The organism is Roseibium sp. RKSG952, from assembly GCF_009711355.1.
Genome location: NZ_SMMF01000951.1, coordinates 1 through 19800, shown reverse-complemented (window position 1 = coordinate 19800; position 19800 = coordinate 1). Strand labels below are relative to the sequence as shown.

The 19800-nt window shown below is 56.8% G+C and carries 21 protein-coding genes and 1 pseudogene; 14 read left to right on the top strand and 8 right to left on the bottom strand.

Annotated elements, in window-relative coordinates:
- Positions 1-14 precede the first annotated feature (14 nt).
- The 6 genes from E1297_RS33470 to rarD all read left to right on the top strand — a co-directional run bounded on the left by E1297_RS33470 (position 15) and on the right by rarD (position 7075).
- The gene (locus tag E1297_RS33470) at positions 15-491 is read left to right on the top strand and encodes a cupin domain-containing protein (protein WP_196223465.1); all 477 of its coding nucleotides are present in this window, start codon (positions 15-17) and stop codon (positions 489-491) included.
- Positions 492-501: 10 nt separating this feature from the next.
- Complete coding sequence (locus E1297_RS33465) at positions 502-1554, top strand: alcohol dehydrogenase family protein (protein ID WP_155145770.1); 1053 nt, start codon at positions 502-504, stop codon at positions 1552-1554.
- A gap of 12 nt (positions 1555-1566) precedes the next feature.
- The gene (locus E1297_RS33460) at positions 1567-2460 is read left to right on the top strand and encodes a homocysteine S-methyltransferase family protein (protein ID WP_155145769.1); all 894 of its coding nucleotides are present in this window, start codon (positions 1567-1569) and stop codon (positions 2458-2460) included.
- A 10-nt stretch (positions 2461-2470) separates the two neighbouring features.
- The gene (locus E1297_RS33455) at positions 2471-3454 is read left to right on the top strand and encodes a GlxA family transcriptional regulator (protein ID WP_155145766.1); all 984 of its coding nucleotides are present in this window, start codon (positions 2471-2473) and stop codon (positions 3452-3454) included.
- 87 nt (positions 3455-3541) lie between these two features.
- Positions 3542-5995 (top strand): FAD-dependent oxidoreductase, encoded by a 2454-nt coding sequence (locus E1297_RS33450; RefSeq protein ID WP_155145764.1) that lies wholly within the window; start codon positions 3542-3544, stop codon positions 5993-5995.
- Positions 5996-6172: 177 nt separating this feature from the next.
- Positions 6173-7075: an EamA family transporter RarD gene (rarD, locus tag E1297_RS33445; protein ID WP_155145762.1), complete on the top strand. Its 903-nt coding sequence runs from the start codon at positions 6173-6175 to the stop codon at positions 7073-7075.
- On the opposite strand, the gene E1297_RS33440 is transcribed toward rarD, so the two are convergent.
- Both E1297_RS33440 and E1297_RS33435 read right to left on the bottom strand, forming a co-directional pair.
- Positions 7066-7779, bottom strand: coding sequence for an SGNH/GDSL hydrolase family protein (locus E1297_RS33440; protein ID WP_155145760.1), 714 nt, complete (start codon positions 7777-7779; stop codon positions 7066-7068). The genes rarD and E1297_RS33440 overlap by 10 nt on opposite strands.
- A 2-nt stretch (positions 7780-7781) precedes the next feature.
- Complete coding sequence (locus E1297_RS33435; protein ID WP_155145758.1) at positions 7782-8192, bottom strand: nuclear transport factor 2 family protein; 411 nt, start codon at positions 8190-8192, stop codon at positions 7782-7784.
- Positions 8193-8288: 96 nt separating this feature from the next.
- Between E1297_RS33435 and E1297_RS33430 the strand changes: the two genes are divergently transcribed.
- A complete protein-coding gene (locus E1297_RS33430; protein WP_155145756.1) occupies positions 8289-8936 on the top strand; it encodes an RluA family pseudouridine synthase in 648 nt (215 codons plus the stop codon).
- 6 nt (positions 8937-8942) lie between these two features.
- On the opposite strand, the gene E1297_RS33425 is transcribed toward E1297_RS33430, so the two are convergent.
- On the bottom strand, positions 8943-9134 hold the full coding sequence (locus E1297_RS33425) for a hypothetical protein (RefSeq protein ID WP_155145754.1): 192 nt from the start codon (positions 9132-9134) through the stop codon (positions 8943-8945).
- Positions 9135-9238: 104 nt separating this feature from the next.
- Here E1297_RS33425 and E1297_RS33420 point away from each other — a divergent pair, with 104 nt between their 5' ends.
- The 4 genes from E1297_RS33420 to E1297_RS33405 all read left to right on the top strand — a co-directional run bounded on the left by E1297_RS33420 (position 9239) and on the right by E1297_RS33405 (position 12262).
- Entirely contained in the window at positions 9239-9931 is a 693-nt protein-coding gene (locus E1297_RS33420; protein WP_155145752.1) for a YafY family protein, read from the top strand.
- A gap of 117 nt (positions 9932-10048) precedes the next feature.
- Entirely contained in the window at positions 10049-10720 is a 672-nt protein-coding gene (locus tag E1297_RS33415) for an OmpA family protein (protein ID WP_155145750.1), read from the top strand.
- A 134-nt stretch (positions 10721-10854) separates the two neighbouring features.
- Entirely contained in the window at positions 10855-11397 is a 543-nt protein-coding gene (locus tag E1297_RS33410) for an NADPH-dependent FMN reductase (RefSeq protein ID WP_155145748.1), read from the top strand.
- 49 nt (positions 11398-11446) lie between these two features.
- A complete protein-coding gene (locus E1297_RS33405) occupies positions 11447-12262 on the top strand; it encodes a MaoC family dehydratase N-terminal domain-containing protein (RefSeq protein ID WP_155145745.1) in 816 nt (271 codons plus the stop codon).
- Here E1297_RS33405 and E1297_RS33400 read toward each other — a convergent pair.
- Positions 12254-13288: an FAD-binding oxidoreductase gene (locus E1297_RS33400; RefSeq protein WP_155145997.1), complete on the bottom strand. Its 1035-nt coding sequence runs from the start codon at positions 13286-13288 to the stop codon at positions 12254-12256. The two genes, E1297_RS33405 and E1297_RS33400, sit on opposite strands and share 9 nt — an antisense overlap.
- 55 nt (positions 13289-13343) lie before the next feature.
- Between E1297_RS33400 and mnmD the strand changes: the two genes are divergently transcribed.
- Positions 13344-14009 (top strand): tRNA (5-methylaminomethyl-2-thiouridine)(34)-methyltransferase MnmD, encoded by a 666-nt coding sequence (gene mnmD / locus E1297_RS33395; RefSeq protein ID WP_155145743.1) that lies wholly within the window; start codon positions 13344-13346, stop codon positions 14007-14009.
- The gene (locus E1297_RS33390; protein ID WP_155145741.1) at positions 14006-14875 is read left to right on the top strand and encodes a DMT family transporter; all 870 of its coding nucleotides are present in this window, start codon (positions 14006-14008) and stop codon (positions 14873-14875) included. Before mnmD ends, E1297_RS33390 begins: the two co-directional genes overlap by 4 nt.
- Here E1297_RS33390 and E1297_RS33385 read toward each other — a convergent pair.
- Positions 14849-16822 carry a lytic transglycosylase domain-containing protein gene (locus E1297_RS33385; RefSeq protein ID WP_155145739.1) on the bottom strand — a complete coding sequence of 658 codons (1974 nt, stop codon included), beginning with the start codon at positions 16820-16822 and terminating at the stop codon, positions 14849-14851. The two genes, E1297_RS33390 and E1297_RS33385, sit on opposite strands and share 27 nt — an antisense overlap.
- Positions 16823-16955: 133 nt before the next feature.
- On the opposite strand from E1297_RS33385, the gene dapA reads away from it, so the two are divergent.
- Positions 16956-17828, top strand: a complete 873-nt coding sequence (gene dapA, locus E1297_RS33380) for a 4-hydroxy-tetrahydrodipicolinate synthase (RefSeq protein ID WP_155145736.1) — start codon at positions 16956-16958, stop codon at positions 17826-17828.
- A 23-nt stretch (positions 17829-17851) separates the two neighbouring features.
- Here the strand turns inward: dapA and E1297_RS33375 are convergent, their stop codons facing one another.
- The 3 genes and pseudogenes from E1297_RS33375 to E1297_RS33365 form a co-directional block, all read right to left on the bottom strand.
- Positions 17852-18748, bottom strand: a complete 897-nt coding sequence (locus E1297_RS33375; RefSeq protein WP_368669772.1) for a sigma-70 family RNA polymerase sigma factor — start codon at positions 18746-18748, stop codon at positions 17852-17854.
- The gene (locus E1297_RS33370) at positions 18745-19206 is read right to left on the bottom strand and encodes a carboxymuconolactone decarboxylase family protein (RefSeq protein ID WP_155145732.1); all 462 of its coding nucleotides are present in this window, start codon (positions 19204-19206) and stop codon (positions 18745-18747) included. Before E1297_RS33370 ends, E1297_RS33375 begins: the two co-directional genes overlap by 4 nt.
- Before the next feature lie 105 nt (positions 19207-19311).
- A pseudogene (locus tag E1297_RS33365) lies at positions 19312-19800 on the bottom strand (dimethyl sulfoxide reductase anchor subunit); the annotation flags it as partial.

Here is a 19800-nt window from a genome sequence, read left to right as displayed (position 1 = left end):
ATAAGGAGGCCTCCATGGGCACAAGGTACGCCAAACTGGGACCCGGTGAGGGTCCCAACTATGACTGGGAAAACGATCATACCTTTGTCAAAGTGTCCGGTCAGGACACCGGTGGCGCCTATACGCTCATGGAGGACAATCTCAAATCCAGCTTTGCGCTGGGTTTGCATCGGCATGATACGCATGCCGAGACCTTTTACTTTCTTGAGGGCGAGGTCGATTTCTATGTCGACGGGGATTGGCATCGCTGCACGCAAGGGACGACAATGCATGTTCCGCCCGGCGTACCGCATGCCTGTCGCGTCGCCAATAACGCTCCGGCCCGGATGCTGATGATCTTTCAGCCTTCGGGTTTCGACGGGTTTCTGGCTGAACTTGCAACAATGACTGAGGCTGATTTTGCAGACGAGGCCAAGATGGCCGAACTCAACAGTCGCTATGACATCATCCCCATGGGACCGGTTCCCGCGCATCCCGACGACACTGTCTGAAAGGGACGTCATGGCAACACCAAAGACAATGTCCGGAGTTTACCTGACCCGTCACGGCGGGCCGGAGGTGCTGGAATGGAGGGACGATATCCCTGTTCCAACGCCCGGACCCGGTCAGGTTCTGGTCAAAGTTGCTGCAGCAGGGGTCAACAACACGGATATCAATACCCGGATCGGGTGGTACTCGTCTGATGTGACGGCTGCGACGGATGCTGTTGAACAGGATGTTGAGGCAGGCGGTTGGGGCGGTGCCCTAGCTTTTCCTCGCATTCAGGGTGGTGATCTGTGTGGGATGGTTGAGGCAGTTGGACCGGGTGTTTCCTTTAATCCTGGCCAGCGAGTTACCTGTCCTATCAATTTGCCGCGCCCGCGCCCCGGAAATCCTCAGGGGTTCATTGCGTTGGGTTCTGAGATCGACGGTGCATTTGCCCAATATTGTCTGGTCGAAGCGAACGATCTCTATGATGTTTCAGCATCCCCGCTGACTGACATCGAAATTGCTGCAATCCCGTGTGCCTTTGGGACTGCTGAAAACCTGCTGACACGCGCAGGCGTAACCGCAGGACACAAAGTTCTGGTTACCGGCGCATCTGGCGGTGTGGGGTTGGCTGCTGTGCAGTTGGCGGCGTTACGCGGTGCCGCAGTCTGGGGGGTGACCAGTTCAACCAAGGCGGATTTTGTCATAGGGCAGGGTGCAACGGACACATTTGCCCGCGATGCCAACCTTCCCAAAGAGATGTTCGACGTTGTGATTGATGTCGTTGGTGGACCTGCTTGGCCCGGTCTCATACGCGCGGTGAAGCCCGGCGGGCACTATGCCGTGTCCGGCGCGATTGCCGGTCCGATTGTCGAGGCAGACCTGCGCGAAATCTACCTGCGTGACATTACCATCCACGGATGTACCCACCAGGCCTATGAGGTCTTCGGCCGTCTTGTCGGGATGATGAACGAAGGCCAGATCAAACCCCTGATCTCAAAAACCTATCCGTTGAACGAAATTGCGAAAGCGCAGGAGGATTTTCAATCCAAGGCGCTTGCGGGAAAACTTGTCCTGATCCCTTAAGGAGGCTGATCCATGGCTGACATAACTCTGCTCGACGGTTCGATCGGTCAGGAGCTGGTACAGCGCAGCGGTGACAGAGCGACACCGCTTTGGTCGACGCGTGTTATGATTGATTACCCCGATTTGGTCGGTGATGTTCATGCTGAGTACTTTCGGCGGGGTGCGACCATAGCCACGACCAACACCTATGCGGTGCATCGGTCACGCCTCGTACGCGTTGGAATGGAAGATCAGATGGATTCCCTGATCGACACGGCAGTTTCGCAAGCCGAAAAGGCGCGTGAGGGGGCTGAAGGTCGTATCGCCGGATCACTTGGTCCGTTGCTTGCCTCGTATCGCCCGGATCTGAAACCGGATCCGGACGAAGCCGCAGAAAGGTACTCGGAAATCGTTCGTAAGATGGCGGATCGTGTCGATCTGTTTCTCATCGAAACCGTGTCGTCATTGCAAGAGGCGGAAGGTGCGCTGCGAGGAACTCAGGGCTGTGGCAAGCCTGTCTGGCTGGCGTTGACCGTTATGGATGAAGACGGCACCCACCTGCGTTCAGGTGAGGCGCTAGCTGATATCATTCCGGTGATTGAACGTTTTGATGTCGAGGCCGTTCTGATCAACTGCTCCCGACCCGAGGCGATTCCGGCTGCGCTGGCCATAGTTTCGGAAGCGGGTCGCCCGTTTGGCGCTTATGCAAATGGGTTCACGCGCATCTCCGAGGGGTTTCTGAAGGACGCGCCGACTGTCGATGCGCTTGAGCAACGCAAAGATCTCGGACCGGAAGCCTATGCAGAACACGCGATGACGTGGATTGCCCAAGGCGCAACGATTGTGGGTGGATGCTGCGAAGTTGGCCCAGACCACATCGAAACACTAGCCCAAAACCTGCGCAATGCCGGGCATCGAATCGTTTGAGGAGAGGATGATGGCTGACAATAAAAGGCCGGATGAATCGCCAAACAAGACGAAGCAGAAACACTTCGATATTCTGGTGGCGCCGGGATATGTGCTGCTGGAATTGGCCTCTTTGGTCGAGGTCATACGTCTTGCTAACCGCGTTTGCCCACATCCACCTTTTACCTATACCTATCGTTCGATCAGGGGCGGGCCGATTGAAAGCAGCAGTGCTGCAATGATTTCGACCAAAAGCGTATCTGCACAGCCGGATGCGGATTATCTGTTCGTGATTGGCAATTCTGATCCGGATCAGCCGGATCTCTCGCTTGGCCGAATTGTATCGGATTACACTTATCGTGGCGCGCAGGTGTTTCTGCTGGCCGAGGCGGCCAGTCGCTACATCAAAGAGCAAGGGACAGCTGATCTGGCAACCCATTGGGAAAATGCATCATTCCTGCGGGAACGCGGTGCTCAGTTTGAAGCCAAGCTGTCAATCGCAACCGAACAGGGAGGGGTCGTCACCTGTGCAGGGATGGAGGCCACGACGGATATTGCTTTGGCCGTGATCGGGCGTCACATTTCCGGCCCGGCCAAGATGACGGTCGCCGACATTATGTTGCATGAGAATATTCGCGACTTTTCGTCAATGCAGCCATTTTCGGGTGCCAAAAACACCGCAACCGGAGACGCCAAGCTGGATCAGTGCATCAAGCTTATGCAGGCAAACATTGAAGAGCCTTTGCCGATCAACCGGATCGTTGAGGAGCTGCATCTTTCAAACAGGTCGCTTGAGCGAAAGTTCAAATCGTTTTTCGGAACAACTCCCAACGGATTCTATCGTGAAATGCGTCTGGCCAAGGCCAACAATCTGCTTCTGAACACGACCATGAGTGTTCGCGAGATCGGACTCGCCTGCGGTTTTCCCAACGGATTCTCTTCTGTCTACAAGAGTTACTTTGGCATTACGCCATTTGTTCTGCGGCGAGAAAAGCGGCAAGCCTCACATCGGTGATTATTACGGATGCTCTGACGTTTTTGATGGGTTTTCTGTCGGCAATTCGTGTCAGTCAGAATTCAGCTAAAATTCGGAGTCTTCACCATGGTTGATCTTCCTACCAAAGCCCGCGTGGTCATTGTTGGCGGCGGTGTGATCGGATGTTCTGTTGCCTATCACCTGACGAAAAAGGGCTGGACTGATGTTGTCCTGTTGGAACGCAAGCAGCTGACGTCCGGTACGACCTGGCACGCGGCGGGTCTGATCGCGCAGCTGCGGGCAACAGCGAACATGACCAAGCTGGCAAAGTACAGTCAGGAGCTCTACGGCTCGCTTGAAGAAGAGACTGGCGTCGCTACCGGCTTCAAGCGCAACGGCTCAATCACTGTGGCACTGACCGATGAGCGCAAGGAAGAGATTTACCGTCAGGCAGCTATGGCTCGCGCCTTTGGTGTCGAAGTTGAAGAGATTTCCAACGAGCGTGTGCAGGAACTGTATCCCCATCTGAACCTCGAAGGGGTCAAGGGCGCTGTTCATCTGCCGCTCGACGGTCAGGGCGATCCGGCCAATATTGCGCTGGCTCTGGCCAAAGGTGCGCGTCAGCGTGGCGGTATCGTCAAGGAACGCGTGAAGGTCACCGATATCGTCAAAGACGGGCGCAAAGTAACCGGCGTCGACTGGGTTGCCGGTGATGGCAGCGCCTCGGGTCACATCGAATGCGATATGGTTGTGAACTGTGCTGGCATGTGGGGGCATGAAGTTGGTCGTATGGCCGGTGTTAACGTACCGCTACACGCATGCGAGCATTTCTACATCGTGACCGAAAATATCGACGGACTGTCCCAGTTGCCGGTTCTGCGGGTTCCAGACGAATGCGCCTATTACAAGGAAGATGCCGGGAAAATTCTGCTGGGCGCATTCGAGCCCAACGCCAAGCCTTGGGCCATGGACGGTATCCCGGATACGTTCGAGTTTGACCAACTGCCCGAAGACTTCGATCACTTTGAACCGATCCTCGAAGCGGCCTGTAACCGGATGCCGATGCTGGCCGAAGCAGGCATTCATACCTTCTTCAACGGTCCTGAATCCTTCACGCCGGATGATGCGTATCACTTGGGTCTGGCACCTGAGATGGATAATGTCTGGATCGCGGCAGGCTTCAATTCGATCGGTATTCAATCTGCCGGTGGTGCGGGTATGGCGCTGGCCGAGTGGATGGATACCGGAGAGAAACCCTTTGATCTGGGCGATGTAGACATCAGCCGGATGCAACCGTTCCAAGGCAACAAACAATACCTGTTTGAGCGTTCGAAAGAAACGCTGGGCCTGCTTTATGCCGATCACTATCCCTATCGTCAAAAGGCCACGGCACGTGGTGTGCGCCGTACTCCGTTCCATCACCACCTGAAAGAACAGGGCGCTGTATTTGGCGAGCTTGCAGGTTGGGAACGTGCCAACTGGTTTGCGAATGAAGGGCAGGAGCGGGAGTACCAGTACAGCTGGAAGCGTCAGAACTGGTTCGAGAATTCGGCCGCTGAACATAAGGCCGTGCGCGAAAACGTTGGCATGTACGACATGTCTTCGTTCGGTAAGATCCGGGTCGAAGGCCCGGATGCCGAAGCATTCATGAACTACGTGGGTGGCGGCGACTACTCGGTGCCGAACGGCAAGATCGTTTACACCCAGTTCCTCAACCGGACAGGCGGGATCGAAGCTGACGTTACTGTAACGCGTCTGACTGAAACGTCGTATCTGGTGGTTACCCCAGCAGCGACTCGTCTGGCGGATCAGACCTGGATGCAGCGTCACGCGGGCAACTTCAACGTGGTCATCACTGATGTGACAGCGGGTGAAGGTGTTCTGGCGGTGATGGGCCCCAACGCACGCACTCTGCTCGAGAAGGTTTCACCGAACGATTTCACCAACGCGACCAATCCCTTTGGCACTGCACAGGAAATCGAGATCGGCATGGGCCTGGCGCGTGCGCACCGTGTTACGTATGTGGGTGAGCTTGGTTGGGAAATCTATGTCTCCTCCGACATGGCTGGTCACGTGTTCGAAACCCTGCACGAAGCGGGGCAGGACATGGGACTGAAACTGTGCGGCATGCACATGATGGACAGCGCTCGGATCGAAAAGGGCTTCCGCCACTTTGGCCACGACATCACCTGCGAAGATCACGTTGTTGATGCGGGTCTTGGTTTTGCGGTCAAGGTGGACAAGGGCAGCGACTTCATCGGCCGAGAGGCAGTGATCGCGCGCAAGGAAAGCGGCCCGAAAAACCGTCTGGTCCAGTTCAAGCTGACCGAAGCCGAACCACTGCTGTTCCACAACGAGCCGATCATCCGTGACGGTGAATACGTCGGCTATCTCAGCTCGGGCAATTATGGTCATACGCTGGGTGGCGCCATCGGTCTGGGTTATGTGCCTTGCGAAGGCGAAAAAGCGGCCGACGTGCTGGCATCGACCTACGAGATCGACGTTTGCGGTGTGAAAGTGAAAGCCGAGGCTTCGCTGAAGCCGATGTACGATCCAAAATCCGAACGCGTGAAGGTCTGATCCTTCACGGTGAATAGTTGAGCGGGGCGCTTAGCGCGCCCCGTTTTCGTTTGTGGTTCACAGATCGCCGTTGACCACAACTTATCAATTTTCTTGATACCCCACCTCACAGTTTTCGCAGTTCCCTTACCCGCTCGACGTGCCGTAAAGACAAACGGTATCATGCGGAGACAAACCATGACTGAACCTGTGAAACCAGAGAATGTCGACACCCCTAAGGGTTTGGCGCTGGCCATTACGGCCTACCTTCTTTGGGGGTTCCTTCCGCTCTACATGAAGGCAATTGCGCACATCTCTCCGGTCGAGGTCGTGGCGCACCGGATCATCTGGTCGATCCCCATCGCGGGGCTATTGCTGATTGCGCTGGGACGTACCCGTGATCTGAAGGCGGCTTTGCGCAATCCGAAAATGCTTGGAATGGCCTGTCTGACTGCAGCCCTGATCTCGGTCAACTGGGCGATTTATGTTTGGGCAATCGCCAGCGGCAATGCGTTGGATGCAGCGCTGGGCTACTATATTAATCCTCTGTTCAGCATCGCGCTGGGCGCGATCCTTCTGCGTGAGCCGCTGAACCGAACGCAATTGGCAGCTGTGGCACTGGCTGCGCTGGGCGTCCTTGTTCTGGTGCTTGAGGCAGGAAAACTCCCCTGGGCCGCATTGGGTCTTATGGTCAGTTGGGGTTTCTACGCTTTCTTCAAGAGGTCGCTTCCGATCGGTCCCAATCAGGGTTTTCTGCTTGAAGTGCTGATCCTGCTGATCCCGGCGCTCGCCTATGTCACATGGTTGGGTGCGCAAGGCACCGGGCATTTCGGCGCCGCAACGACTGATACACTTTTGCTGGCCGGTGCGGGCGTGGTGACTGCAGTCCCGTTGTTGATCTATGCGAATGGGGCCAAGCTGGTGCGCCTGTCGACAATGGGCATCCTGCAGTACATTGCACCAACCATGATCTTCATCACCGCGATCACACTGTTCGGAGAACACATTGACCGGGGCCGCATGATTGCGTTTCCCATGATTTGGGCTGCACTGGTAATCTATTCTATTCCGATGGTGCGGCAGATGCGGGCTCAGCCCTGATCGCGGATGATCTGCGCCACTTCCTCTGCCCAGATCGCGTAAGCCTTTGGGCTTGGATGATATCCATCCGGTGCGGCCAGTGCCGGGTCATCGGGTAAACTCAGCGAAAGATGACGGGCTTGCGTAAAAGACGCCGCAACCTGCTGCAACCCGTGATCAAGCCGACCTGCCTGTCTACCTAGTACCCAGGCCAATGGTTGTGGCAAGGCTGGAAACCGGTGCATCTGAGGAACGCCGGTCAGCACTATGCGACGGGTTCCCAGGGTTTCAGTGAGCAGCTTCAGCAACCGGGTTTGCCTGTGCATGAACTGTGCTTTGGTCACCGCACGGGTGACATCATTCACACCCAGCGCGGTTACAGCGACATCGTAACGACCTTCGATGTTTTGCAACCGTTCAATGGTGTCACGGGTGGTATGGCCGGTGGTAGCCTCCAGCCGCCACTCGACCGTGTAGTGTTTGCCCAGTTGCCGCACCAGTTGGCCGGACAAAGCCTGCTTTTGGGTTCCGGCACCGACACCTGCGGCAGAGCTGTCCCCGGCGAGCAGCAATCGCAGCCGTGGCCCTCGCCCTTCGCGCCCTTCGCGTGGGCCTGTTGGTTCCGGGAGCAATTGCGCATTGCGCCGAACGGACAGGCCCTGCGCTGCCAACAGCGGCAACAAGGGAACACGTAGGATCTGATCAGCGGCGATAGGGCCGGGCATTGTCAGGACAAAGCTTCGCGATATTCAAGGAAACGGGCATCGGTCATAACCCGGGCATTCATAGCATCCCGCAACACACCGATCGTTTTGTAGGGGCGCATCACCACCTCGAACTCCTGGATCAATCCATCCTCATTGAGTGTGACCAGATCGACGCCAATGGCATCCAGCTCTCCGACCTTGCACTGAAACTCAAGCGCCCAATCGCTACTCTGTCCCATGATCCGGCGATAGCGAAAGTCCGAGAACACCTTTCCCACATGGCCGAGCACAGCTGCCACCGGCGCACGACCGGTCCATGTTTTATAGTAGGTTGGCGGCATAAAACGTACATCTTCGGCCAGCAGCTCGTGGATCAGGTTTTCGTCTCCTTTGGCGACAACCTCCTGCATTCGCTCAATAGTCGGGTGCATGAATTCTCCTCTCCGTTAGGGCCAGATTTGCCTAAGCCAGGGGTCTGGGCAAGGACGACGTTGCGAGAGGTTGCGCGCTGCGCTAGGCAGGCGCGCATGAGCGAGACCTATAATCCCCCGACAACCCCGTTGGACGTGCTGCATGAAGATGCGCAGTTGATTGTGGTGAACAAACCCTCTGGCCTGTTGTCTGTGCCGGGGAGGGGAGAGCATCTGGCCGATTGCCTGCTAACCCGCGTTCAGGCTGCGTTTCCTCAGGCGTTGCTGGTGCATCGTTTGGATCGGGATACATCTGGTGTAATGGTTTTTGCGCAATCACCCCATGCGCAACGCCATCTGAGCCTACAGTTTGAAAAACGTCAGACCCGCAAGACCTATGTCGCGCGGGTCTGGGGCAGTGTCGAGCCCAAGACAGGGACGGTTGATTTGCCGCTGATTATCGACTGGCCAAATCGCCCTTTGCAGATGGTGTGTCACGAAACCGGAAAGCCCGCGGTGACCGACTGGCGCGTGGTAAAGCATGAGGGCGATACCACGCGCATTCGCCTGTTTCCCAAAACGGGTCGATCACATCAGTTGCGCGTCCATATGCAGGCGCTTGGGCATCCGATACTGGGGGACCCATTCTATGCTGATGGCCCGGCTCGGGATTTCGAACGGTTAATGCTGCATTCCGAAGAACTGCGATTGAAGCATCCCGAAGATGGCATGTCGATGAAGTTTAGGGCAGCAGCAGATTTCTGAGCATCGCTAGGCTGTGCTGCTCCACAACATTTTCAGATTTCCCAGCGAGAATCGTTTGGTTCGTTTTTTGGGGCTAGCGAACCGTGGCTGCCGATCAGCCATAATCTCGCGCTCAATCTCATAAGCGCGCAGCGTATGATCCTGCGCCCAGCGGCCCAGTTGCAAGGTCATCATGACGTGATTGTCCCGGCTTGGCATATCCAATCTCCTTTCTTGTGTTTGACCAAGCTTCGCCCATCACTCCTGACACCACCTTGTCAGGGGGGTGTGCTAAAGTGTCAGCAGACCGCTAGGAGTGAGACATGCGCCGTTCGACCCGTTTGTTCGAGATCATTCAGATTCTGCGCGCAGCTGATGCGCCGGTGACGGCTGAGGCCTTGGCGGACAAGCTCGAAGTGTCGGTGCGCACGGTCTATCGCGATATTGCTGCCCTGCAATCCCAGCGTACGCCGATAGAAGGCGAAGCTGGTGTGGGATATCTGATGCGGCGCGGCTATGATCTGCCGCCACTGAATTTCGACGCGGAAGAGGTTGAGGCGCTGTGGGTGGGTTTGTCGATGCTGGCCCGAACGGGTGACAGTACCCTGCAGCAGGCAGCAGACCGCGTGTGTCGCAAGATCGAGGCGCTGCGTGATCCGGCCGACTGGCTACAGGTTGCGCCTTGGGGGGCGCCGCTTGATGATCCGGAAAAGGGATGCGTGCCCGTTGTGAACTATCGCGAAGCCATCCGGGCCGAGCAGAAGATTCGCATCACCTATGTAAATGCCAAGGATGAACGTACAGAGAGGATCGTGCGGCCTGTCGCGCTGATCTACCATATCGAATGCACCATGCTGGCTGCTTGGTGCGAGATGAGGAATGGATTTCGCCATTTTCGCACCGACCGGATCTGGTCCTGCGACCTTATCGACGATCACTTTTGCGGACAGGGACAGCATCTGCGTTCCATCTGGCAGGAGCAGAACCAATGGGAGACCTATGCTGCCGCAGAGTAGACGGCAGGTATTTGCCGATCTCACTGCATTGTTGCTTGAGCCCGCTTATGACTGCCATGCTATACTGCGCCAAAGAGGCAAACCCGGCTAACGGGTAGTGGAGCAGAAGGTGATTCCATGACGATTTCCAAGTTTGTTCTGTCGGCAGGACTGTGTTCGGCTCTTGTTCTGGGCGCATGTACCGACCCGGGTACGCTGACTGTACAGAACGATCCGAACCAGAACGCAAAACAGGGTGCTCTGCTTGGCGGCCTGATCGGTGCCGGCGTCGGCGCCATTGCAAATGATTCAAACCCTGGCTTGGGTGCTCTGGCGGGTGCAGCGGTTGGGGCGGCCGGTGGTGGCCTGATCGGCAATCAACTGGACCGACAGGCGGCTGAGTTGCGTCAGCAATTGGCCAATGATGGCATCACAATCGTAAATGCGGGCGACCGGCTGATTGTGACAGTACCAAACGACATTACTTTTGATACGGACAGTTCAACCGTGCGTCCGGCGCTGCGGTCAGACTTGGTTCGGGTCGGTCAGAATCTGGTCAATTACCCCAACTCGAACGTCCAGATTATCGGCCACACGGACAGCGATGGTGAAGCCGCCTATAACCTGCGTTTGTCAGAACGACGCGCAAATGCGGTGGCGGACATTCTTCAGGCAAATGGTGTCAGCTACAGCCGCATCACAACAGTCGGGCAGGGTGAGAATAACCCGATCGCTTCGAACCTGACGGCAGAAGGCAAAGCTCAGAACCGTCGGGTTGAAATCGTAGTTGTGCCCAGCGGCAACACGTAATCCTGACGCAGGCGCTATGATCAAAGGGGGCCTGCCAGGCCCCTTTTTTGCACAGTGACTGCGCGTCAATTGGGCTGCAGTGCGGTAATGACTTGGCTAAACTACCGGAAATTTGACTGACGGAGTTCCCCATAATGTCTGAACCAATCCTTCTGGCCCTGTCCGGCTCGCTGCGCCAAAGCGCAACCAACCGCAAACTTGTGCGCGAAGCAGCACGGCTGTTTGAGCCCGGAACCTACATCGAGGCTGATCTGGACTTGCCTTTGTATGATGGTGATCTGGAAGATGGCGAGGGGATCCCGGAAAAGGTTCAGGTGCTGGCTGATCAGATTGCGCAGGCCCATGCTGTGGTCATCTCGACCCCGGAATATAACAAGGGCCCGTCTGGCGTTTTGAAGAACGCGCTGGACTGGGTGAGCCGGACGGATGGGCGGCCATGGGCGGACAAGCCAGTTGCCGTCATGTCCGCTGCCGCAGGCCGGGCAGGTGGTGAACGTGCCCAGATGATCCTGCGTGCCTATATGGTTCCGTTCCAACCCCGGATTCTGCAGGGTCCCGAGATTCATATTGCCGACAGTTCGAATGAGTTTGATGAAGAGGGCAAGCTGACAAATGAGCGATATGAGAAATCGCTTCACTCCCTGATGAAAAAGCTTCGTGCCGAAGTGAGGTTCTGACCATATCTTGCCGCTTGTTCCGCCATCCGACGAGACCTAAGCTGCCGGTATGACGAACAAAACACCGACCGAAACGCAAAGCGATGTAATGGATCCTGCCCGGGCTGCCGCCTTTCAGGTGGCGCTGGGGCAGGCAGCTTCGATCGCACACGGGTCGCCGCTTCCGCCGTTTTTCCACCAGCTCTACTTCTGGTCCCCTCAACCGCCTTCCGGATTGGGAAGGGATGGGCACCCGAAGGTTGGTGGGACCGGGTTGATCCCGGACATGGGATTGCCGCGCCGCATGTGGGCCGGCGGGCGATTGCAGTTCCAATCCCCCCTGATGGCGGGGGTCGAGGCAGAGCGTCGGTCGATGCTGGAGAGCGCAAGCTCTAAAACCGGAAGAACCGGCCCGCTGGGTTTTGTCACGCTCAAGCATGAAATCTGGCAGAAGGGTACTTTGCGTCTGACCGAGTGGCAGGACCTCGTCTATCGCGAAGATCCTGTCCCTGACGCAACGAAGCCGACCCCGCCCAAGGCCCGGGTCGATGAAACGGATAGCCGCGAAATCAGCTTCGATTCCACATTGCTGTTTCGCTATTCGGCACTGACGTTCAACGGTCACCGTATCCACTATGATCTGGACTACGCCCGCGATGTCGAAGGGTATGCCGGGCTGGTGGTTCACGGACCGCTATTGGCCCAACATCTGATGCTGCTTGCGACCGAAGTTATGGGAGCCTTGGCCGAGTTTTCATTCAGGGCATCGTCACCGCTTATGCATTTTGAAACCGCTCTGTTCTGTCGCAATGGGCAAGACCTATGGGTACGCGGCCCGGATGGTCGTCAGTGCATGCAAGCAGTGGCAATACCGCGATCAGAGTGAGGCATCGGGTCTGAAATCTTCGGGGATCGTATCGCGGTCCTCCAGAACCAGATCTGCCATCACCTCTGCGACTTTTGGGGCCATGCCAAACCCGATCTTGAAACCACCATTTGCGATGAATTGCCCCGAATAAACGGGGTGCTGACCCAGCATTGGCGCCCGGCTCTTGCTGCGCGGTCTGACACCGGCCCAGCGTTCTATAACTTCGGCGCCGTGCAACACCGGGACTGCGCGCATCGCTCGCTCGATCACGTCATCCAATGCATCGTCTGTGCCAGTAGGGTCATTATACTCGCGTTCCGATGTAGAGCCGATTGCCAGAGTTCCATCGGCGTGGGGGACGATATGGATCGCATCCGCGAATAGCTGAGGTACCTTGCCCGCATCAAACCGCAGCAAAGCCGCCTGTCCTTTAACACCGTTCCCAACGGTTTTACCAAGGGCTTCGCTAAGCTCCTGCAGCCCGGCGACTCCGGTCGCGTGAATGATGCGCCCCTTGTCCTGCGCTTCTGTCACAACTTCAACTCCCATCACCGCGAGAGCGGCGACCAGAGCAGCACATGCGCGGCGCGGATGCATACGTGCTGTCAGAGTGTCATGAATGACATAACCGGTCGGGGTTGGAGGGCACCATGCACCTTCCGCAGCCGCTTCGACCACACGCCATTCCGCTTTACCGTGCCAAAGCTCTTGCGCCGTGACATGACGTTGTTGTGCAAGTTCCAGACTGCGCTGATCCGGGATCGGTTGAATGCGGCCCAGACGAGCGTAGCCGGGCGACACACCTCCGGTCGCTTCGACCTGCTTCCAGAATGGTTCGGCCATGATCAGGCTTTCAAACTGAAACGCCTTTTTGGCATTCCAGTTTTCAGGAACATGTGGGGCCAATGCGCCGACCAACCCCCCGCTTGATCCCGCGCCGGGGCCGAAGGGGTCAACAATCTGTACCCTTGCGCCGCGACGGGCGCAGGTCCAGGCGATGGACAGGCCGAAAATTCCTGCACCGCGAACCGTCACATCGACCATTGCCAATCCCCTTTTCCTTCTTCAGTGTCGCGTCGCTTAGCTACAGGAATACCCGATGGCAAACCAGCGCGCCAAATTGACTTGGACGGAGGACCAGATTCCCGTCTCAGACCGTTTCGACGACCCCTATTACTCGCTTCAGAACGGGCTGGAGGAAACACGCCATGTCTTTCTGGCGGGGAATGATTTGCCAGCGCGTTTTGTACCCGGATTCCGGATTGCCGAGCTGGGATTTGGCACTGGCCTCAATATGCTGACGGTCTGGTCCGAGTGGGAGAGATCAGGGCAAACCACTCCTTTGTCTTTCACCAGTTTTGAAGCTTTCCCAATGGCGGTAGAAGACATGGATCGCGCGCTGCAAGCTTTTCCCGAGTTGTCGCCTTGGAGCGAGAGATTCCTGGCAGCCTGGAATGGCAAAACATGTGATCTGGATACGCTTCATCTGGAGGTCATCGAAGGTGATGCACGCCAGACATTGTCCTGCTGGACGGGCAGTGCGGATGCCTGGTTTCTTGATGGATTTTCTCCCGCGAAGAACCCCGAATTGTGGGAAGCAGATCTGATGCAGCAGGTTGCGGATCACACAGCGACGGGTGGAACGGCTGCGACCTATACCGCTGCTGGCTTCGTCCGCAGGGGACTTGAAGAGGCTGGCTTTGCTGTTACGCGATGTTCCGGATATGGCCGTAAGCGGCACATGACGCAGGCAGTCAAAGCATGACACAGCAGAACAACAGCCGCGCAGGTATCGCTCTGATGATTGCGGCAACCATCGTCTTCGCACTACAGGACGGCGTTTCGCGTCATCTGGCAGGCACCTACAATACCTATATGGTCGTGATGATCCGGTACTGGTTCTTTGCTGCCTTTGTTATAGCGCTTGCAGCGCGTGCGCCGGGTGGTCTGAAGGCAGCCACACAGACAAGCCAACCGGGTCTGCAGATTCTGCGTGGTGTGTTGCTGGCGGGTGAAATCTGTGTTGCTGTTTATGGTTTCACTGTCCTTGGCCTGATCGACAGTATGGCCGTTTTCATTTGCTACCCACTGTTGGTTGCGGCGCTTAGCGGACCGGTACTGGGCGAAAAGGTCGGTTGGCGCCGGTGGGCGGCTATCGGGGTAGGATGCATCGGTGTGCTTATCATCCTCGAACCGGGCGTTGGGGTGTTCAACCCCTGGGCAATCATACCGCTGATTTCGGCCCTGATGTTTGCAATTTATGGACTGTTGACCCGATATGTTGCCCGGCGTGACAGCTCAGCCACCAGCTTTTTCTGGACAGGTATTGTCGGTGCGGTCGCGATGACCGCGGTGGGCATGTGGTTCTGGGAACCGATGGCCCGCCCGGACTGGCTGTGGATGGCGTTGCTTTGCGTCAGTGGTGTGTTGGGTCACTGGTTGCTGATCAAATGCTACGAGATGGCCGAGGCCAGCGCAGTACAGCCCTTTGCCTATTTCCATCTGGTTTGGAGCGCCATTCTGGGCATCTCGATCTTTGGCGAAACGCTGCGACCTGCAGTCGTAATTGGCGCTGCATTGGTGGTCGCAGCCGGGTTGTTCACCCTATGGCGCGAAAGACGACAGGGTTGAGCCGATCAGTTCTTCTGTGAACGGAACGGGCAAGGCAGGTTGACCCAGTCGTGCCCGATAAACCGGCAGACTTTCGGAGACCCGCATCACATAGTTCCGGGTCTCGTTGAAGGGGATCGTTTCGATCCAATCCACCACGTCAATCTCTCCGGCGCGGGGATCGCCATAGCGCTCCATCCATGAGATGGGTCGCCTTGGTCCTGCATTATAACCTGCAGCCATCATGACAATGTTGCCGTTGAAATCCTCGGCCAACCCAGCCAGGTAGTTTGTCCCCAGTTTGGCGTTGTACTGCCAGTCAGTGGTCAGTCGACCGGTCTGATGGCCGCTGAGGATACCCAGGTCCTTTGCGACCAGTTTCGCAGTGGCTGGCATGACCTGCATCAGTCCACGGGCGCCGGCCCCGCTGATGACGACCGGATCGAATTCGCTTTCACGACGGGCAATGGCCAGCGTCATCTCTTTGGCCATTGGCAGGCCCATATCAGCCACCGGATGCACCGGGTAATAGGCTGCAGGCAGGACAACACCGGTTTTGGCGGCGCGCTTGGCGATCATGACGGCGAGGTGGGGCTCTTTCAGCTCAAGCGCGAGATCCCCAAGCTGATTGGCCTGAACCTGATCAAGTTCTTCGACCAGATGTGTCAGAAAGCGTTCGGACAGGTTTGGCTCCCCGGCTGCATGCAGAAGCAACCCGGCTTCCAACACGCTGGATTTCGTGAACTCGGCCTGTTTCCAATGGGGGGCGCGGCGCGGGTTCGCCAATTCGCTGTCGAATGGGCGACCGATCTGCTCGGCTGCAAGCAGACCATAGAATGAGGTCTGATAGTCAGCTCCGACCGCATAGGCCTCATAGGCTTTCTCGGCGTCACCTTGCGCGGCATAGGCGCGACCCAGCCAGTACCCGCCACGGCCTTTGGAGATCGGTGATGCAACAGCGTCCGAGAAATTCTGGAAATGCCGCACAGCTGTCGCCGGATCATCCAACTTGCGGAGAGCAAGGAATCCAGCCAGCCACTCCAGGTCGGCATAACCATAGCCCATTTCAGGCGTCATGTGGTGATTTGCGGCGATGGCATAGGCGCGGTTTGCGTCCCCGTTGCGCATTTCCAGCCGGGCCAGCCGGCGTCGCCCTTCGGCCCATTTATCCGGTTCGCCCAACGACTTTGGGCTGGTCGAGCGTTCCAGCATCAGATCGATTGCGCTGTCATCCAGTTCTTTCCGATCCCGCCAAACGAAACGGTCGAATGCCAAGCCCGGCGATGATGTGAGCGATTTGGGTATAGCCGAAATCTTGCTGTCTACACCTGGCGCACGTTCCTGCAGCGCAATGCGCGCTTCGGCCAGTTTGCGTTGATCGGAACTTACAAGCGGCAGCATCCGTTTGGCGCTGACCAGATGACCATCCCATAACAGACGATCCAAGCGCGCTTCGTGATGTGGTTTCAGCAACTTGCCGAAGTTTTCCAGATAGTCACCCTGCAGTCCCGACCCCATGGGCATCGTGCGCCATGCAGCCACGATATCTGCCTCAGCATCACCCTGACGCCCCTTAGCCATCAGGGCTACGGCATAGTTCAGGGCCCCTTCGGCGGATTGCGGAGGCGTGTCCGAATAGAACTTTAAGGCCCGATCCGGGTCAGCACCGGTGAAGGAGGGTTCGCTCTTGCGGCGAAGCCACGCCAGACCGGGCCAGTCAGGACGGCGGTCAAGAAACACAAGCACGTCGCCCGAACTGCCAAAACCCTCGCGCAGCCAATGCCAGACAATGATGTCGCGCGAGACAGAGCCACGCGCCCCTGCCACCCGCAGTGCTTCGTTCCAATCGCCTTTCCGCATTTGATACAGCGCGGCGCGCAAATCCGCAGCCGCATCGGCGCGGGCAGCCTGAACCTGCAACACCGAAGCCAGAATCACGGCGATCATAAGTGACAGAATGCGTGTCATCCCTTGCATTTCCCAACCAACCAAGGATACAGCCATGCAGGATAAACCTTGCGCCACCGGGATCAACTCACAAACTCAAAATCGTGACAGGCCGGGACGCAAAATCTGCAAACTGCACGCTAAGGAGCGCTCCATGTTCAAAGGCTCGATGCCAGCTCTCGTCACCCCGTTCCGCAACGGCGAGTTGGACCTGGATACGCTCAAACAATTGGTGGAATGGCAGATTCAGGAAGGTTCGACCGGACTTGTGCCTGTTGGGACAACCGGTGAAAGCCCCACGCTGAGCCACGAAGAACACGAGGTCGTGGTCGAAGAGGTTGTGAAAGCGGCGGCAGGGCGCGTGCCGGTCATCGCAGGTGCTGGATCCAACAATACCGTCGAAGCAATCCGCTTTGTGCGATTCGCCCAAAAGGTTGGTGCGGCGGCGGCTCTGGTTGTGACCCCCTACTATAACAAGCCGACCCAGAAGGGACTGATCACGCATTTCCGTGCACTGCACGACTGCGCGGATATTCCGATCATCATCTACAATATCCCGGGTCGTTCTGTCATCGACATGACACCTGCCACGATGGGCGAGCTGGCTCAGTTGCCACGTATTATTGGCGTCAAGGATGCCACCGGTGATCTGGCGCGTGTCAGCCAGCAACGTGCCAGCTGTGGCGCGGATTTCTGCCAGCTGTCTGGTGAAGACGCGACGGCGCTGGGCTTCAATGCGCATGGGGGTGTGGGTTGTATCTCGGTCACTGCCAATGTTGCGCCCAAGCTTTGCGCTGAATTCCAGCAGGCGACGCTGAATGGCGACTATGCGAAAGCGCTGGAGTATCAGGATCGTCTGATGCCTCTGCATGAGGCCATCTTTATCGAACCCGGTCTCGTGGGTGCCAAATACGCCCTCAGCAAGTTGGACCGTTGCAGTGAAGAGGTTCGTTCGCCGCTGACTACACTTGAGGACAGCACAAAATCGGCCATCGACAACGCCATGGCGCACGCCGGACTGGTGTAAATTCAACTGTCAGGGTCTGCTGGCTAAAGCAGGCCCTGTTTATCCAGCAGATCTTCCAGATGCTGAGTTTTGTCCGGATTGCGGACCATGTAGATCTCCGCAATTTCTCCATCCTCGATCTTCAGTGATGTTGCCTGTAATGAGCCTCCTGGCTCGCGGTTGATGATTGCGGGCAAACCATTCAACCAACAAAATGCCCATCGGAATGAACGTGGTGCTGACGGCTTTCGTGCCAGCCCGGCAAAGAAACGGATGACTTTGTCCCGTCCGTAGATCGGGTTCAGAGTCGCTATGATCTTTCCACCACCGTCCGAGTGAAGTTGAACATCGCGCGCCAGAAGAGCAGTCAGGTGCTTTGTATCTCCACTTTTTGCAGCACTGAAAAACGCTTTGGCCAATTCCTCACCGTGTTCACGTTCAACCCGAACCCGTGGCTTGACCTGTTCGACATGTTTGCGCGCACGGCTGACGAGTTGACGACAACTGCTCTGACTGCGTGTGAGCGTTTCTGAAAGCTCTTCATAAGAGTGCTCGAAAACGTCATGAAGAAGGAAGGCCGCGCGTTCGAGCGGTGACAAACGTTCCAATGCCATCAAAAGCGCGACCGAAACATCGCGATCCAGCCGCTCTGTCGAATCGTCAGTGATCAGAGGTTCCGGCAACCACTCACCGGGATAGGTCTCACGTATCGTTCGTGCTGCGCGCAGTTGGTCGAGACACAGGCGCGTTACGATCCGGATCAAGTAACCCGTTTTATCTCGTACCTGATCGAACTCGACCCGCTGCCAGCGTAGATAGGCATCTTGTACGATGTCTTCAGCGTCGCTGACCGATCCGAGCATGCGATATGCAACCGCGAAAAGTCGCGGTTGCATATCGACAAAGGCCTGTTGTTTAGACTGTGGACCCGTCTGTGTCACGCTGCTGTGGCCTTAGTGGTGTCGGGGTGAGGAACTGCAAATCCGATCGCCAGACGATTCCACGCATTGATGGTGGTAACCACCAAAGTCAGTGCGACCTGCTCGTGTTCCGAAAAATACTTCGCCATCGTCTTATACACATCGTCCGGAGCCCGATTGGTTTCAACGCGGGTCAGGGCTTCGGCCCATGCAAGAGCGGCGCGTTCACGTTCTGAATAAAGCGAAGACTCATGCCAGGCGTTCAGAAGGTGCAGGCGATCTTCGCTCTCACCATTGGTTCGGGCGTCATGCGTGTGCATGTGAATGCAATAGGCGCAGCCATTGATCTGTGAAACTCTGAGTTTGACGAGTTCATTCAGACTATGCTCCAACCCTGAGGCCCGCAGACGTTCCTCCATGTCGAGCATTGGTTGCAGCAGTTCAGGTGCGACGGCAAAATGATTGATCCGGGGGGACATCGAATTCTCCTGTTTTGATTTGAACAAAAACAGGACGGGCGAGCCACCGGGTTTGTGACATGGTTAGTAAAAAAAAGAGCCTCGTTACCGAGGCTCTTAGTCAGATTATCGTTTTCCGTAGTACAACCCGACCACATGTTCGGCCTGAGCAAAGAACAGCCAGCGCGAGACCACAACCCCGGTCAGATGTGACAGTACGGCAAGCAGTGCAAAGACATGCTTGATCGCGACCCCTGCGACCGGTGTCAGGATCAGCAGTAAGGGCAGGACAAACGCAAGAACGAATGAAATCACACGCAGCTTCTGAGCGTGTTTGCGGCCCACGACATGGACGAATTCACGCAGCAGATAGTTGGTTCCGGTATGCGGTGGTTCGAACGCCCGAACGGTGCCACGATCCCCAAGACCAGTTGCTGTGCCCAGATTGGTGCCGGAGCTTGCCAAGGCCTGATCACCCTTGGCCCAGTAAGCCAGCTGAATTGCACCGGCTATTGCAAGCAGCCAAGGAGCTAGTGTTTCAGCTCCTGATAACAGCGCACCGCCCGCCAGGCTAAAGGAGAGAAACATGGCTGGTGTAAGATTCATGTTCCAGCG

Excerpts from the sequence above, each read along its gene's own strand:
- E1297_RS33390 (WP_155145741.1), top strand. The coding sequence starts at position 14,006 with ATGACACAGCAGAACAACAGCCGCGCAGGTATCGCTCTGATGATTGCG.
- E1297_RS33440 (WP_155145760.1), bottom strand. The coding sequence starts at position 7,779 with ATGCCCGGCCCTATCGCCGCTGATCAGATCCTACGTGTTCCCTTGTTG.
- E1297_RS33455 (WP_155145766.1), top strand. The coding sequence starts at position 2,471 with ATGGCTGACAATAAAAGGCCGGATGAATCGCCAAACAAGACGAAGCAG.
- E1297_RS33435 (WP_155145758.1), bottom strand. The coding sequence starts at position 8,192 with ATGCACCCGACTATTGAGCGAATGCAGGAGGTTGTCGCCAAAGGAGAC.
- E1297_RS33405 (WP_155145745.1), top strand. The coding sequence starts at position 11,447 with ATGACGAACAAAACACCGACCGAAACGCAAAGCGATGTAATGGATCCT.
- E1297_RS33450 (WP_155145764.1), top strand. The coding sequence starts at position 3,542 with ATGGTTGATCTTCCTACCAAAGCCCGCGTGGTCATTGTTGGCGGCGGT.
- E1297_RS33385 (WP_155145739.1), bottom strand. The coding sequence starts at position 16,822 with ATGACACGCATTCTGTCACTTATGATCGCCGTGATTCTGGCTTCGGTG.
- E1297_RS33410 (WP_155145748.1), top strand. The coding sequence starts at position 10,855 with ATGTCTGAACCAATCCTTCTGGCCCTGTCCGGCTCGCTGCGCCAAAGC.
- rarD (WP_155145762.1), top strand. The coding sequence starts at position 6,173 with ATGACTGAACCTGTGAAACCAGAGAATGTCGACACCCCTAAGGGTTTG.
- E1297_RS33415 (WP_155145750.1), top strand. The coding sequence starts at position 10,049 with ATGACGATTTCCAAGTTTGTTCTGTCGGCAGGACTGTGTTCGGCTCTT.
- dapA (WP_155145736.1), top strand. The coding sequence starts at position 16,956 with ATGTTCAAAGGCTCGATGCCAGCTCTCGTCACCCCGTTCCGCAACGGC.
- mnmD (WP_155145743.1), top strand. The coding sequence starts at position 13,344 with ATGGCAAACCAGCGCGCCAAATTGACTTGGACGGAGGACCAGATTCCC.
- E1297_RS33465 (WP_155145770.1), top strand. The coding sequence starts at position 502 with ATGGCAACACCAAAGACAATGTCCGGAGTTTACCTGACCCGTCACGGC.
- E1297_RS33425 (WP_155145754.1), bottom strand. The coding sequence starts at position 9,134 with ATGCCAAGCCGGGACAATCACGTCATGATGACCTTGCAACTGGGCCGC.
- E1297_RS33470 (WP_196223465.1), top strand. The coding sequence starts at position 15 with ATGGGCACAAGGTACGCCAAACTGGGACCCGGTGAGGGTCCCAACTAT.
- E1297_RS33420 (WP_155145752.1), top strand. The coding sequence starts at position 9,239 with ATGCGCCGTTCGACCCGTTTGTTCGAGATCATTCAGATTCTGCGCGCA.
- E1297_RS33460 (WP_155145769.1), top strand. The coding sequence starts at position 1,567 with ATGGCTGACATAACTCTGCTCGACGGTTCGATCGGTCAGGAGCTGGTA.
- E1297_RS33430 (WP_155145756.1), top strand. The coding sequence starts at position 8,289 with ATGAGCGAGACCTATAATCCCCCGACAACCCCGTTGGACGTGCTGCAT.
- E1297_RS33370 (WP_155145732.1), bottom strand. The coding sequence starts at position 19,206 with ATGTCCCCCCGGATCAATCATTTTGCCGTCGCACCTGAACTGCTGCAA.
- E1297_RS33400 (WP_155145997.1), bottom strand. The coding sequence starts at position 13,288 with ATGGTCGATGTGACGGTTCGCGGTGCAGGAATTTTCGGCCTGTCCATC.